This is a genomic window from Rothia mucilaginosa, assembly GCF_049990865.1.
Classification (GTDB): Bacteria; Actinomycetota; Actinomycetes; order Actinomycetales; family Micrococcaceae; genus Rothia; species Rothia mucilaginosa_I.
In genome coordinates, this window is the sequence record NZ_CP188231.1 from 41,656 (window position 1) to 54,698 (window position 13,043).

At 59.7% G+C, this 13,043-nt stretch carries 13 protein-coding genes and 2 tRNA genes; 9 read left to right on the forward strand and 6 right to left on the reverse strand.

The features are described from left to right. Positions 1-167: 167 nt before the first annotated feature. Both ACP3RB_RS00200 and ACP3RB_RS00205 read left to right on the forward strand, forming a co-directional pair. Positions 168-803: a DUF4190 domain-containing protein gene (locus tag ACP3RB_RS00200; RefSeq protein WP_426699099.1), complete on the forward strand. Its 636-nt coding sequence runs from the start codon at positions 168-170 to the stop codon at positions 801-803. A 181-nt stretch (positions 804-984) separates the two neighbouring features. Further along, positions 985-1,437, forward strand: coding sequence for a hypothetical protein (locus ACP3RB_RS00205; protein ID WP_314643771.1), 453 nt, complete (start codon positions 985-987; stop codon positions 1,435-1,437). Between the two features lie 102 nt (positions 1,438-1,539). On the opposite strand, the gene ACP3RB_RS00210 is transcribed toward ACP3RB_RS00205, so the two are convergent. Next, positions 1,540-1,627 (reverse strand) — tRNA-Ser (locus ACP3RB_RS00210). Positions 1,628-1,752: 125 nt separating this feature from the next. Between ACP3RB_RS00210 and ACP3RB_RS00215 the strand changes: the two genes are divergently transcribed. From ACP3RB_RS00215 to ACP3RB_RS00225, 3 genes are all read left to right on the forward strand, one after another. Next, the gene (locus ACP3RB_RS00215; protein WP_426699100.1) at positions 1,753-2,763 is read left to right on the forward strand and encodes an NAD(P)H-quinone oxidoreductase; all 1,011 of its coding nucleotides are present in this window, start codon (positions 1,753-1,755) and stop codon (positions 2,761-2,763) included. 248 nt (positions 2,764-3,011) lie between these two features. Beyond that, positions 3,012-3,551 carry a dehydrogenase gene (locus ACP3RB_RS00220; RefSeq protein WP_311469010.1) on the forward strand — a complete coding sequence of 180 codons (540 nt, stop codon included), beginning with the start codon at positions 3,012-3,014 and terminating at the stop codon, positions 3,549-3,551. Between the two features lie 253 nt (positions 3,552-3,804). Then, a complete protein-coding gene (locus tag ACP3RB_RS00225) occupies positions 3,805-4,680 on the forward strand; it encodes an HpcH/HpaI aldolase/citrate lyase family protein (protein ID WP_426699101.1) in 876 nt (291 codons plus the stop codon). Between the two features lie 126 nt (positions 4,681-4,806). Here ACP3RB_RS00225 and ACP3RB_RS00230 read toward each other — a convergent pair whose 3' ends face one another. Continuing rightward, positions 4,807-5,073, reverse strand: a complete 267-nt coding sequence (locus tag ACP3RB_RS00230) for a hypothetical protein (RefSeq protein WP_294630034.1) — start codon at positions 5,071-5,073, stop codon at positions 4,807-4,809. Between the two features lie 106 nt (positions 5,074-5,179). Beyond that, positions 5,180-5,254 (reverse strand) — tRNA-Thr (locus ACP3RB_RS00235). 322 nt (positions 5,255-5,576) lie between these two features. On the opposite strand from ACP3RB_RS00235, the gene ACP3RB_RS00240 reads away from it, so the two are divergent. Beyond that, complete coding sequence (locus ACP3RB_RS00240) at positions 5,577-6,329, forward strand: DsbA family protein (protein WP_426699102.1); 753 nt, start codon at positions 5,577-5,579, stop codon at positions 6,327-6,329. After that, on the forward strand, positions 6,329-7,117 hold the full coding sequence (locus ACP3RB_RS00245) for a spermidine synthase (RefSeq protein ID WP_426699103.1): 789 nt from the start codon (positions 6,329-6,331) through the stop codon (positions 7,115-7,117). Before ACP3RB_RS00240 ends, ACP3RB_RS00245 begins: the two co-directional genes overlap by 1 nt. A gap of 160 nt (positions 7,118-7,277) precedes the next feature. Here ACP3RB_RS00245 and ACP3RB_RS00250 read toward each other — a convergent pair whose 3' ends face one another. Both ACP3RB_RS00250 and ACP3RB_RS00255 read right to left on the reverse strand, forming a co-directional pair. Beyond that, positions 7,278-8,252 (reverse strand): EamA family transporter, encoded by a 975-nt coding sequence (locus ACP3RB_RS00250; protein ID WP_426699104.1) that lies wholly within the window; start codon positions 8,250-8,252, stop codon positions 7,278-7,280. A gap of 181 nt (positions 8,253-8,433) precedes the next feature. Continuing rightward, positions 8,434-9,495 carry an EamA family transporter gene (locus ACP3RB_RS00255; protein WP_294630045.1) on the reverse strand — a complete coding sequence of 354 codons (1,062 nt, stop codon included), beginning with the start codon at positions 9,493-9,495 and terminating at the stop codon, positions 8,434-8,436. A gap of 272 nt (positions 9,496-9,767) precedes the next feature. Between ACP3RB_RS00255 and ACP3RB_RS00260 the strand changes: the two genes are divergently transcribed. Then, positions 9,768-10,649 (forward strand): di- and tripeptidase, encoded by an 882-nt coding sequence (locus tag ACP3RB_RS00260; protein ID WP_070688686.1) that lies wholly within the window; start codon positions 9,768-9,770, stop codon positions 10,647-10,649. A gap of 109 nt (positions 10,650-10,758) precedes the next feature. Here ACP3RB_RS00260 and purB read toward each other — a convergent pair whose 3' ends face one another. Then, positions 10,759-12,192 carry an adenylosuccinate lyase gene (gene purB / locus ACP3RB_RS00265; protein WP_304192218.1) on the reverse strand — a complete coding sequence of 478 codons (1,434 nt, stop codon included), beginning with the start codon at positions 12,190-12,192 and terminating at the stop codon, positions 10,759-10,761. A gap of 251 nt (positions 12,193-12,443) precedes the next feature. Here purB and ACP3RB_RS00270 point away from each other — a divergent pair, with 251 nt between their 5' ends. Further along, positions 12,444-13,037, forward strand: coding sequence for an ABC transporter substrate-binding protein (locus tag ACP3RB_RS00270; RefSeq protein ID WP_314672062.1), 594 nt, complete (start codon positions 12,444-12,446; stop codon positions 13,035-13,037). Positions 13,038-13,043: the final 6 nt, after the last annotated feature.

The following is a 13,043-nucleotide window of genomic DNA, read 5'->3' on the forward strand; positions in this document are numbered from 1 at the left end:
CGAGCGCCCCGTGCGCACGCGGGCTTTTGCATATCCGTTAGAGCGGCTAGCTAATGCATTGGGGTGCGTTGTGTAGGCTTGGAAGACGGATGTAGTTGTACCCGTTCCATTCATGGGTTAGGGTGAATTAGGTTTAACATACACCAGCCGTACGAAAGTGAGATGCCATGTCTCAGAATCCTCGGGGTTCAGACCCCTACGATTACAATCCGGACTACAACCGTCTGAACGAGCAGTATAACCAGAACGGTCAGTATGGGCAGAATACTCAGTACGGCCAGTATGGTCAGGGTTCTTATGGTCAGTACGGGCAGAACTCCTACGATCAGTATTCCTATGACCAGTACGGTCAGAATTCGTACGGTCAGGACTCGTATGGTCAGAATCAGTATGACCCGTACGGTCAGCAGTACCAGCAGCCCGACCAGTACGGTCAGCCCATGATGGTTCCTGTGGGCTTTTTGCAGAAGACTCCCGAGCAGCTTGCCGGTGAGAAGGCCGCTCAGAGTTCCACGGTGCTGGGTATTATCGGTTTAGCTTGTGCTCTAACGCTTGGCTGGTTCTTGCTGGGTATTCCCTCCCTGATTCTGGGTGTTATCGGCGTTATGAAAGCTAATGAGGCTGAGCGTTTCGGCGTGGCGGCTTCGGCTGGCCGCATCCTGAACTGGATTACTATAGTTATTGGTGGCATTTTCCTGGTGCTTTTGGGTGGAAGTCTTCTGCTGGCGATTATGCTGGCTCTTTCTGATTCCGCAGCCAATTCCAGCCTGGTGGATGCCGCGCAGATGCTGGCACTTGTCTAAACGCTTTCGCTCTCATTGGAGGGTACGCAAAGGCCCCGTTCCTCAATGTGAGGAGTGGGGTTTGCTGTGTATATGCCGTATGTTTTGCGGATTGGTCCTGACATGCTTGTTCCCGTGTGGGGGAAGGTTTAGGGTGAAGTTAACGCCCCTCGTGTGTGGAATGTGAAAGGTTGTGGATGCGATGTCGCAGCTACCCCAAAATAATGAAGCTTTCGATTACGAGCCCGAATACGCCAAGCTCTACCAGGAAAATGACAGCCAGCCGTCCGACGCTGAGGACACGGACGAATGGTCGCAACCTGCAAGCGAGCTACCTCCCGAGGTGCAAGGGACACAAGACGGTAAAAGGGCAGCGAACTTCTCCCTGCTTTGCGGCTTCCTCGCCCCGCTGTCTTTCTTTCTAGGGTTCTGGTTGCTCGTCCAGGATTATGAAGTAAGCGGTCCTCAGGTAGCTCTCGCTGCGCCGGTGCTGAACATCCTGGGCATCTGGCAGGGGCGGGTAGCGCAGCGGCACGGTGTGCGCGCCCTAGGAGGTCGTATTCTCAACGGGCTGGGGCTATGCTTCTTCATTGGTATCGCCTTCCTCATCATGTTGATTGCAAACGCCTTGTCAAACATGTCAAACATGCACTAACGACGCCCCCGGTAACTCGAAATAGCATACGCAAAGAGCCCCGCTCCTCAATATGAGGAACGGGGCTCTTTGCGCTCCACACGAGGAGCAGAAGCTATAACGCGGATGGTAAGGGATTTGAACCCTTGAGACGGGGTTACCGCCTACTGGTTTTCAAGACCAGCTCCTTCGGCCGCTCGGACAACCATCCATACGCACCAGAGACCGGCATTTTATGGCAATACCGTGCCGCAGGGCACTACGAGATTATCTCATGCGATAAGCTTTCTGTAAATCGCGCACCAACGATGGTGCTTCCGGCAATGAGGAGGACTCATGAGAGCAATTATTGAGAACAGTCACGGTGGACCTGAGGCTCTGACAATCAGCGAAGTCCCCGCCCCCGTACCCCGATCCCACGAAGTTCTCATCCGCGTTCACGCCGCCGGAATCAACCGCGCCGACGCGCTACAGCGCCGCGGATTCTACCCGCCGCCCGCCGGGGCAAGCCCCATCTACGGCCTCGAAGTAGCCGGCGTTATTGAAGCGGTCGGTGAGGGTGCCTCCGTGGAGAACCGCGGCACCCCCGTCATGGCGCTCCTCGCTGGAGGCGGCTACGCCGACTACGTGACCGTCCCCGTCGACCACGTGCTGCCCGTACCCGAACAGCTGAGTTTCGCTGAAGCCGCCGGCATTCCCGAAGTCGCGGCAACCGTCTACTCGAACCTGGTGCTCACCTGCGGTATGAGCATGAACCCCGCCGAAAACCTTAAAGAAGACGGTGAACCCGCGGTGGTGCTCATTCATGGCGGTACCGGCGGTATCGGTGTGCACGCTATTCAGCTGGCGCTCGCCGCGGGTACTCGTGTGTTTGCGACCGTTAGCACCGAGGAAAAAGCAGAATATGTGCGCTCACTAGGTGCTGAACCCATTATTTATACCGAACATTCGTTCCGTGAAGTTCTGTTGGCTGAAACCGGCGGACGCGGCACCGATTACATCCTCGACGTCGTGGGCGGAAAGTACCTGGACGATAACCTGCACACCCTCGCCGACGGCGGGCACCTGTGTATTATCGGTCTGATGGGCGGTGCCAAAGCAGAAGTGAACCTGGGGTACATGCTCTCCCGCCGCCTGTCGGTGCACGCTACGAGCCTGCGCACCCGCTCGGACCGACAGAAGGCTGAGATTCTGCGCGGTGTGCGCGAGCACGTGCTACCGCTGATTGAATCTGGCAGGATCGGTGTGGGGCTCGACCGTGTCTTCGATATGGAGGAGGCGGCTGCCGCCCACGAGTACTTCGACTCGGGTCAGCATCGCGGCAAGGTTGTGCTGCGCATGGTCTAGAAATCGTTGCGCTCCCCGTGGCGTCGCATCATCTGGGCGTCGCATCAGGTGGGTGCCGCGGGGAGCGTTGCGTGAGGGGCGTGATGAAAATCAGGGTCGAAATGATTAACTGACTGCTGACATCTCGTCACTAAAAGAGATTTAGGGTAACCTAAGTGTAGGGAGGTTTGCGGGTCGCCGCAGAGCCCAACGCCGGCAACCTCCACAGACTAACCAATACGGCACACACACCACGCAGAGGAGGACACATGGGACTTAAAAGCTACCTGCAATCACGCCGCGACGACGCCGAACTCGGCAAGGGCATCTGGCGCCGATCCCACGACCGGTTCATTCGCGGTATTGACCGCTTCCACCAGGTCCTCGAACGCCTAGCGGCAACCGATTCGTCCGCCTCCATGATTGAACTCATTGTGCCGGACGCCAACGCACTCGCCGACCTCATCCCGCGCGTGCGTGCAGTCGCCATGGAAGCGCACCGCCTCGCCCCCAGCGACGGCGATATTCCCGCCTCCCCGTTCGGCACCTACTCCGACCTGAACCGCGCCCTCTCCAAGGCGGGTAACGCCGTGGCACTCTGCGCGGAAGCGCTCGCCATGGCACGCTGCTTCGGCGAATGCGCCACCGGATGCGACCGCCAGGTGAGCGTGCACCGTCGCGTGGAAACCGTCATCCAGCACATTGAGGACGCCGAACGCCTGATTCAGCGCGCCCAGAAAGAAGCCGCCGGCGAGCTGATCTTCGACGATGGAATCCCCGTGGGCCGCACCCAACTGGTCGAGGCGTAGTACTGATGGAGGCATAGCGCTGGTTGATGCATAGCACAGGGGCCTAAATTGCGGTCAACAGGCGAGTTAGTTTGATGTGCACTTCAACAGGCGATACGCTTAAAGAGGAGGTGTAGGACGCTTCTTATGCGGTTCCGTCACAATGGAGGTGACGACACAATGCGATGGTACGCGCGGAAGAACCGCAGGCTTTTTCCTGCCCCTCTACGGCACAACCCAATGCATATACAATTCACGGAAGAAGTCACACACCATGTTTGAATTCCACCGCAATGAGCGTGCGCGTCAGCTGCGCCCCAGCCTCTCACGCTCCTGGCTCCTCGTGCGCGCCAACTCCTCCGAAGAAGTTTTTGAAGAGGCCTTCGAATCCGAGGCTGACTCCATCATCATCGACCTCGAAGACGGCTGCCCCCCTGAAGAGAAGGACGCCGCCCGCGAGCAGGTCGTCCGTATGCTCAACTCCGGCGTCGTCGCATGGGTGCGAATCAACGCCATCACCACCGAACACTGGTGGAAGGACGTCAAGGCCCTCAAGAACGTGAAGGGCCTGCGAGGCGTCATGCTCGCCACCGCAGAGCACGCCACCGACATTGACCGCACCGCAGCCGAGCTGCCCCCCGGAACCCCCATCATCGCGCTGATTGAGTCCGCACTCGGTGTGCACCACTCCGTCGAAATTGCCCGCACAATCGGCACTTTCCGCCTTGCATTCGGCGCAGGCGACTACCGCCGCGACACCGGCTCCTCCGCAACCCCCATGGCGCTCGCCTACGTGCGTTCGCAGCTGGTCATCGCCTCCACCCTGGGTGGTCTGCCCGGCCCCATCGACGGCCCGACCCTCGGCGCATACGGTGCTGACCTCTCCAAGGCATGCGGCTACGCGAACGACCACGGCATGACCGGTAAGATTACCCTGGACATCCGCCAGACGGAGACCATCAACGCGGCATTCTCCCCCAGCGAGATCGAAATCGAAGAAGCACACCAGATGCTTGACGTGCCCCTCGACGGTCCCCGTGACGGCTCCTACCTGCCCCGTTACCTGCGTGCCAAGAAGGTCAAGGAACTCGCCAAGGTTTACGGCCTGTGGGGCAAGACCGACAGCGACTTCCAGCGTGCCTCCAAGTAAGGTGCTGACGTAAAGTACACGCGTAAAAAGCCGCGCATCCGAACCCTGACCGGGGAATCGGATGCGCGGCTTTTGTCTGCCTAAAACCTCATGAGGCTACAGCCTGGCGGGCTGTCGGTCGGCGGTCTAGTTGCGGGGCGACTTGCCGCCCGTCAACGCATGAGCGCACACGTACGAAGTCACCAAAGAAATCACAATCGGCACCAAGAACGAGGTGTCATCCTCATACACGGAACGGTAGAAGAACCACACCGCCAGGGAAACCACCAGCGCCAACACGTACACCAGAGCAAAACGCATCGTCGGGCTCATCGGGCGTGCAGAGCCCGCGGAGGTGCGACCAGCCTGCGAACGGTTCTGCAGGCGCTGAGCATGCGAAGAACGAGAAGACATGAGAATCTCCTAAAAAATCGACGGTGGCATCTTCAAGAACACAACATCTCTCAGATGCTAAAAACCGCCGCAACACACCGGAAACCGGCACGCGTTACGGCGGATGTGGAGCCCCCAGTGGGATTCGAACCCACGACCTTTTCTTTACGAGGGAAATGCTCTACCCCTGAGCTATAGAGGCACATACGCTACCGCTCCCAACTGCTCGAAAGCAACCGGCGAACAGTGCATACCCCGCAATAGTACCAAAAAGGCGGGGGAGAGGCTAATTACTTTCAACATCGCGCCCGCAGGCGCGAGCAGGCGGCAGGGATCCTATGGTGTGCACTGCATTCACCCCGCAAGCCCGCCCGAAGATAGGGAATGTTCAGGGCAGGGGCATACAATAAATCCTGTAACCACGGCGGCTGAGCGCACCTCACAGTGCACCTTAACCACAGACTGATTGACCACAGACTGATTACTCACAGGCCAGCCCGCCACCCATAGAGAGAGGAACCCCCATGACTTCACCCCTCAACCGCCGCACCCTGCTGCTGGGCGTAGTACCCGCCGCCGCCCTGGGACTGAGCGCATGCGGTTCCAGCTCCTCCCAGCCCTCCGCCTCTGCAAACACCGCCGCTACCTCGGCAAGCGCATCCGCAAGCGCCACTGCGAGCGCTTCGGCATCTGCTGACCCCTCAGCTTCGGCTACTGCTTCGGCAACCGCCGATGACGGCTACGTCGGCTACCGCCTCAACCGCGAAGTACCCGGCGCAGGCACCGCAACCCTGTACACCGACTACCAGTGCCCCTACTGCGCCAAGGCAGAACCCAAGTTCGAAGAAGCCGCCAAGAAGCTCGACGGCATCATGAACGTAACCGTGCGCCACATGCCGCTGAACATGCACGCCAACGCCGTACCCGCCGCACTCGCCGTGGAGGCCGCTGAGGCGCAGGGCAAGCATCTTGAAATGGCGAACAAGCTCTTCGCCACCCAGAACGACTGGAAGAGCATCAAGGAACGCGACAAGCTGCGCACCCTCTTCAACGACTACGCCAAGGAACTGGGCCTGAACACCGAAGAATTCGACAAGGCTCTGCTCGCCTCCGACACCGTCAAGCCCATTCAGCGCGACTACGAGCACGCCGTGAAGATCGGTGTGAAGGGCACCCCCACCTTCGCCGTAAACGACAAGGTCGTTGAGGGCCTGGACTCCTCCTCCTCGGTGGATGATCTGGTCAGCACCTTCAAGCGTGAAGCTGGCGTGAAGTAGTGGCGCACATTCAGCTCTCCGGCGGTCAGCGCGCCGAAATTCACCCCGACGGGTTCAGCGACCACGGCTACGTCCTCGAAATCGGTGGCGCCGAGCAGTCCCACGTGGACGTGCAGAACCCCGACTACGTGTTCTACGAGTACCTGCGCCGCATTGCGAACACGGTGGATGCGCTCGCACCCGCCGGCGAACCTATCACCGCCGCACACCTGGGCGCCGGTGCGCTGACCCTCGTGCGCTATATTCAGGCGACCCGCCCCGGCTCCCGCCAGGTTGCCGTGGATATTGAGCCGGAGCTCATGGGCTTCGTGACGGACCGCCTGCCGCTACCCGTCGGAACCGACTGCCGGCTGGTGGTGGGGGATGCCCGCGAACAGCTGGCGAACCTGCCCGAACTGCTGGGCGTGCCTGGCTTCGATGCGATTATCCTCGACATTTTCACCGGCATGGACGCACCCGCCCACCTTGCAAACCGCGACTTCTACCGCGAACTCAAGGATGCCCTGAGCGAGCGCGGCATGGTCGCCATCAACGTGGGTGACGACGCGGGTCTGCCCTTCTTCCAGCTGCAGGCAACCGCCATGCTGGAAGTCTTCGACCACGTGTGGTGCCTGTGCGAAAGCTCCATGATTAGCGGGCAGAACGAAGGCAACCTCGTGCTGGTTGGCACCTCCCGCGAGCTGGACGAGGACACCCAGGACTGGCTGTACGCGATGGGTCCGCATCCGGCGGAGGTGCTTACCACCGATGAGCTGCGTGACCTGCTGGAAGAGCTGGCTGAGAGCTAAACCCGGCATACAAAACCGTTGAGGCGGGTACCTAGCCGGTACCCGCCTCAACGGTTTTCTCTATGGGTTTTCTATAGGGGGGTTTCTATATGTCGCGCGCCATATGCCGGCAGAATTTGGATTTTTACTCAGGATTTTGGCTTTACTCGGGATTTTGGCTTTACTCGGGTAGCGGCACGGGAACGGGGTCCTCACCGTCATCCTTCTGTTTGGGGGAATCGCCCTTCGTGGTGGTCAGCGTAATACCCACACTCGCCGTCATCAGCAGACAGATTGCCACCCAACGAATCGGGCCGGTCTCCTGATCCAGCAACGCCCAACCGGCAATCGCCGCAATCGCCGGTTCCATGCTCATCAGCACACTAAACACCTGCTGCGGCAGGTTACGCAGAGCCATCAGCTCCGCGCTATAGGGAATCACCGAAGCGAACATCGCGGTACCAAAAATCATGAGGAGCAGCATCGGATCCTGCGCCGCATTCCACATCGGCTGAGGAGCCGGAACAACCGCTGCCACCGGGGCAATGAATGCGGCACCAACAAGCATCGCAACCGCCAGACCGCTCGCACCCGGAACCAGGGCACCCACCTTCGCGCTCGAGCGAATATACAGCGCCCAGAACACGCCAGCAATCAGCGCGAACGTCAGACCCAGGTAGTCGGTATCCTTACCGACCGCCGCCTCATAGCCGAGCACCAGCATGCCCGCCAGAGCGCAGAGCACCCATACCGCGTCGCGGAGCCTGCGCATCAGCATGGACGCCAACGCCAGCGGGCCCAAGAACTCCACCGCAACCGCCAAACCAATCGGGATGCGGTCAATCGCGCAATAGAAGAAGCCGTTCATCAGACCGAAAGTCATACCGAAAATGATGACGGCATGCCACTGCTCCTTCGACCAAGACAGCGCACCCGGCGGCATTTCGCCGCCGCATCGGGTACGCCAACGCGCCGCCAACCACACGGCGCTACCCACCACCATGGAAGCAATCGCCAGACGGCTGACACTAATAGCCAGAGCACCAAACAGCGGGAAGAGCGTCACCGCGAACGCGGCACCGAACTGCAGCGATGAGCAGGACATCAGCACAAACATAATGCCCAGTGCGGGGCGTTGAGATGAAGTATGCGGCATGATTCTCCTTCCTGCGCCTCACAAGGCGGTACTTCTCCACGTGTGCATGCTGTGCCGCTACGGGGCAGAACGAACGCTCCAATAGCGCCGTTTAAAGAGCGCGCCCCCCGGGCAACACGAGATACTATCCTACGTGCTACCCGGGGGTCCAGAAACTGCCGACACGGCTAAAGCTCAGTCGTTAGAGGCCCTTCGCCTCACGGTCAGCCTTAATCTGCTCGGCAGAAGGAATCGTAATGGAGCTAGTCGCCATATGCGCAATATCCACGCCGTGAGCATCCACCGCACCGGGCAGATAACGATCGGGATCCTCCAAAGTGCCCTCCTCCTGCGCCTTCTTCTGCGCACGAGCGTGAGAAATTGAAATGCCGATACTCGCAGTCACCAGCAGAGCAATAGCAGTCCAACGAACCAGGCCGGTAGCCTCACCAAGCATCACAATACCCACAGCCGCCGCAATCGCAGGCTCCAGGGACAGCACCACGCTATAAATATGCGCGGGCAGCAGACGCAGGGAAGAAACCTCACCCAGCGCCGGCAGAGCAGAAGCCAGCAGACCCATCAGGCAGCCAATAGCCAGCAGGTTCACATCCTGAGTGACCTTCAGCAGGTTATTGCCGCTCAGAATAAACGGGAACGGCAGAACCAGCAGGGTCGAAACAGCGTTACCCATGACCATGCCACCCATACCCGGGATCAGCGCACCCACCTTCTCCGTCGCCAGAATGTAGGCGGCACGAGAAATAGCGGTCAGCACCGCAAAGAACACACCCACCAGGGCGAAATCCTCCGGCTTCGCCTGCGACTCAGCCGTCAGAATCGCCATGCCCGTAAAGGACAGCGCAATCCACACCAGGTCCAGCTTGCGACGCGACATAACCGTCGCCAGCACCAGCGGACCCATAAACTCAATAGCCACCGCAATCGCCAGCGGAACCTGCTCAATCGCCACATAGAAGAACGCATTCGCACCCGTCAGCGCAATACCCATGACAATGACCGTCAGCCACTGTTGGCGGGTCCACGAACGAATCTGCGGGCGGAAGAACACCCACATCAAAATGGTGGAGGTCAGCAGGCGCAGAGTCACCACGCCCCAGGGGCCCAAATCGCCCATCAGCTGCTTAGCGAGAGCCGCGCCGAACTGCGCCGAAATAATCGCGCCGGTCGCGTACGCAACACCCAACCCCTGAGTCATGACGGGGGAACGCGCAGCATTGGGCGTATGGGTGGAAGAAGTCATAGCAATCCTTATTGGTCCAGAAGAGGTGTCAGCCGCTATCTGTTATCAGGCGCAACCCGAATCTTCGTGAAACAGGTCACGCACTATGCAAACAATGAATAGTGTGTAATCTACGACAATTTTACGCGCTTTAAAATCCGGCGCAAATAAAGACCAAAACACCTTAACAGGCGGTCAAAAAACCACACGCCCTCGGTGAAATTTCACCCCCCACACCCCACCACAGGCCCCATATTCAGGAAATATTCACCAAGCCGTGATTTACTGAGAGCATGCTTGACCCGAAGAAGTCTCTATTCGATGAAGACGGCAACCCCCGTCCCGCGCTAACCACCACCCTCGACAACGTACTGCGCATGCAACGACCGCTCGCGCTGTCCATCGTCAAAAAACTGCGTGAAGCGCACCCCGACGAAACCCCCGAACAAATCCACAAGCGCCTCGACCGCACCTACCTGCGCGACATCACCGCCATCGGCGGCGTCACCGGCGCATCCGCATTCGTGCCCGGCGTAGGTACCGTCACCTCCATGAGCCTGTCCGCGCTCGCAGTCGGCGGCTACCTCGAACGCACCGCACTCTACGCCCAGGCAGTCGCAGAACTGCACGGCGTGCACGTACACGACGCCGAAACCGCCCGTTCCATGGTCATGGCAATCATGCTCGGCGAAGAAGGCTCCCAGCTCATGAACACCGTGCTGCTGCAGACCGGTAAGGCAGGCGGCATCTCCAACAAGTGGGGCATGCTGCTCGGCAACTCCTCCAGCGGCAAGATGTTCAGCGTCGAACGTACCATCCGAAACATGTTCATCCGCCGCTTCCTCACCCGCCAGACCGGTGCACTGCTCGGCCGTGCCCTGCCCTTCGGCGTGGGCGCAGTCGTTGGCGGTGGCGCGAACCTGACCCTCGGCAAGGACGTCGTGCGCAACACCCGCCGAGCCTTCGGCGACGCGCCCGCCTACTTCCCCGCAGAGCTCATGATTACCCCGCGTGCACCGCGCGTACAGGGCGGCGAAGGTTCGGACGGCTCCTCCGGCGTGGCTGGCTCCCTGCTCAAGGGCGTCAAGGACGCAGGTAAGGCTGTAGGCAAGGTCTTCACCCGCGACAAGGGCAACGACACCGAAACCGGTCACCACCGCATGCTCGGCCGCTAAAATCCTCGCCGGTCATAAAACCGGAACATAGCGAAGACCCAACACGCTAAAGACCCCGAATCCCTGAATGCAGGGACCCGGGGTCTTTTGTTTATATCTTTGCTACGGACTAAGCGTTCTTCGCGTGATCCAGCAGCTGAGCCGCAATACCGTTATAGGTGTGCGGAGTCAGCGCCGACAGACGCGCTTCAGCCTCGGGGGACAGGCCCAGCGTAGCCACGAACTCCTTCAGACGAGCGGCATCCACACGGTGACCGCGAGTCAGCTCCTTCAGACGCTCATACGGGTTCTCCATGCCCGGAACACCTGCGATAGCCTCAGCACGCATCACCATCTGGATCGCCTCAGCCAGAACCTCCCAGTTCGCATCCAGGTCAGCGGAAATAACCTCGGTCGCAATATCCAGACGCTCAAGACCCTTCACCACATTGGAGATAGCCAGCACCGAGTGACCAAACGCCACACCAATATTGCGCTGAGCCGACGAGTCAGTCAGGTCACGCTGCCAACGAGAAGTCACCAGGGTCGAACCCAGCGAATCCAGCAGAGCGTTAGAGAGCTCCAGGTTAGCCTCCGCATTCTCAAAGCGAATCGGGTTCACCTTGTGCGGCATGGTCGACGAACCGGTCGCACCAGCCACCGGAATCTGACGGAAGAAACCAATCGAAATGTAGCTCCACACATCGGTGCAGAGGTTGTGCAGCACGCGGTTGAAATGAGCGATATCCGAGTACAGCTCAGCCTGCCAGTCGTGCGACTCAATCTGAGTGGTCAGCGGGTTCCAGGTCAGACCCAGGTGCTCCACAAAACCACGAGAAATCTTCTGCCAATCAGCGCTCGGCACCGATGCATAGTGCGCCGCGTAAGTACCGGTCGCGCCATTAATCTTGCCGAGGAACTCGGTCGCCTTCACGTGCTTGACCTGGCGCTTCAGGCGGTAGGCGAGCACGCCCAGCTCCTTACCCAGGGTGGAGGGGGTAGCCGGCTGACCGTGAGTACGGCACAGCATCGGCACGTTGCGCCCTTCCTCAGCCAGCTTCAGCAGAACCTCAATCAGGTTCTCAGCGGCAGGAACCCACACGTTCTCAACAGCATCCTTGATGCCCAGCGCGTACGCGAGGTTGTTAATGTCCTCAGAGGTGCAACCGAAGTGAACCAGCGGCACCAGGTGGCCCAGGCCCAGGCCCTCCAGACGACGACCAATGTAGTACTCGACCGCCTTCACATCGTGAACGGTGACAGCCTCAATCTCAGCCAGCTCCGCCACAGAATCAGCGTTGAAATCGGTCACAATGGCGCGCAGGCCCTTCTTCTGCTCCTCGCTCAGCGGGGACAGACCCGGCAGCACCTCGTGCTCGCACAGGTAAATGAACCACTCAACCTCAACGTGAATGCGGTCGCGGTTCAGCGCCGCCTCAGAAAGGTAGTTGGTCAGGGGTGCGGTGGCGGATGCGTAGCGTCCGTCCAGGGGGCCAAGCGCAAGTTCGCCGGTGCCCAGATCAATACGGCCAGAAGGCAAGAAGGTGTTATTGGTGTGAGACATAACTTTATTTTTGCATGAATTCGCTGAAAAAAAGAGGCGGGCAGAGCATATGGACGTGATGGGTAGCTCGGTTAGTTGCAGAAACATGACAAAACGAGGGGGTACGGGAGGGGTGTTTTTCGGGTCTTAAGGGCGCAAAACGTGCGAATTTTTCGAAACAAGCCTGAGTTATCCACAGGTTCGCGCACTCGGCCTGCACAGTCACCGCGGCAGATTTAGCCTAAAACAAACCCGCCGCGAAAGGACACACCATGAACACCATCGTCGACACCACACCACCTCCCGCACCCCACCTGCCCCGGATCGAACCAACCGACATCCTCCGAGCAGCAGGACACATGGGCATCGGCACCGCAGCCGGACACGCTCTCGCCAGCCAGCTCATGGCCGCCGCCGCGCTCGCCCGAGCCAAAGGCGCAGAACTCTCCCACCGGATGCGCACCGAAGCCCAAGAAATCCGCACCGCACACCAACGCGCCAACGAACTCAACGGCGACCACTGGGCCTCCGAAGCCGGACGCGCCTACCGGCGACAACTCCAAGAACACCGCGAAAAAATCCGCAACCAAGCCGAACAAGCCGAAGGCGCCGCCGCCATGATCGCCGCCGCCGGTGAAGAACTCGCCAACGACCTCACCGCCAAAGCGCAGGCAATCCAAGCCGCCGCCTCCGCCGTAGATAACCTACTCGGCAAACTCGCCGACAGTGCCGCCGACGCCCTCGAAAAACTCAACCCTGGCGAAATCATCGCCCGCTCAGGCGTGCAAAAAGCCCAGTCAACGCTGGATTCACTCATGCACGTGAACCTGCCCGACGGGCTGAGCTCGCTCATCCGAACCCACTAACCCCAC

Excerpts from the sequence above, each read along its gene's own strand:
- purB (WP_304192218.1), bottom strand. The coding sequence starts at position 12,192 with ATGTCTCACACCAATAACACCTTCTTGCCTTCTGGCCGTATTGATCTG.
- ACP3RB_RS00215 (WP_426699100.1), top strand. The coding sequence starts at position 1,753 with ATGAGAGCAATTATTGAGAACAGTCACGGTGGACCTGAGGCTCTGACA.
- ACP3RB_RS00260 (WP_070688686.1), top strand. The coding sequence starts at position 9,768 with ATGCTTGACCCGAAGAAGTCTCTATTCGATGAAGACGGCAACCCCCGT.
- ACP3RB_RS00270 (WP_314672062.1), top strand. The coding sequence starts at position 12,444 with ATGAACACCATCGTCGACACCACACCACCTCCCGCACCCCACCTGCCC.
- ACP3RB_RS00240 (WP_426699102.1), top strand. The coding sequence starts at position 5,577 with ATGACTTCACCCCTCAACCGCCGCACCCTGCTGCTGGGCGTAGTACCC.
- ACP3RB_RS00255 (WP_294630045.1), bottom strand. The coding sequence starts at position 9,495 with ATGACTTCTTCCACCCATACGCCCAATGCTGCGCGTTCCCCCGTCATG.
- ACP3RB_RS00220 (WP_311469010.1), top strand. The coding sequence starts at position 3,012 with ATGGGACTTAAAAGCTACCTGCAATCACGCCGCGACGACGCCGAACTC.
- ACP3RB_RS00230 (WP_294630034.1), bottom strand. The coding sequence starts at position 5,073 with ATGTCTTCTCGTTCTTCGCATGCTCAGCGCCTGCAGAACCGTTCGCAG.
- ACP3RB_RS00200 (WP_426699099.1), top strand. The coding sequence starts at position 168 with ATGTCTCAGAATCCTCGGGGTTCAGACCCCTACGATTACAATCCGGAC.
- ACP3RB_RS00225 (WP_426699101.1), top strand. The coding sequence starts at position 3,805 with ATGTTTGAATTCCACCGCAATGAGCGTGCGCGTCAGCTGCGCCCCAGC.
- ACP3RB_RS00205 (WP_314643771.1), top strand. The coding sequence starts at position 985 with ATGTCGCAGCTACCCCAAAATAATGAAGCTTTCGATTACGAGCCCGAA.
- ACP3RB_RS00250 (WP_426699104.1), bottom strand. The coding sequence starts at position 8,252 with ATGCCGCATACTTCATCTCAACGCCCCGCACTGGGCATTATGTTTGTG.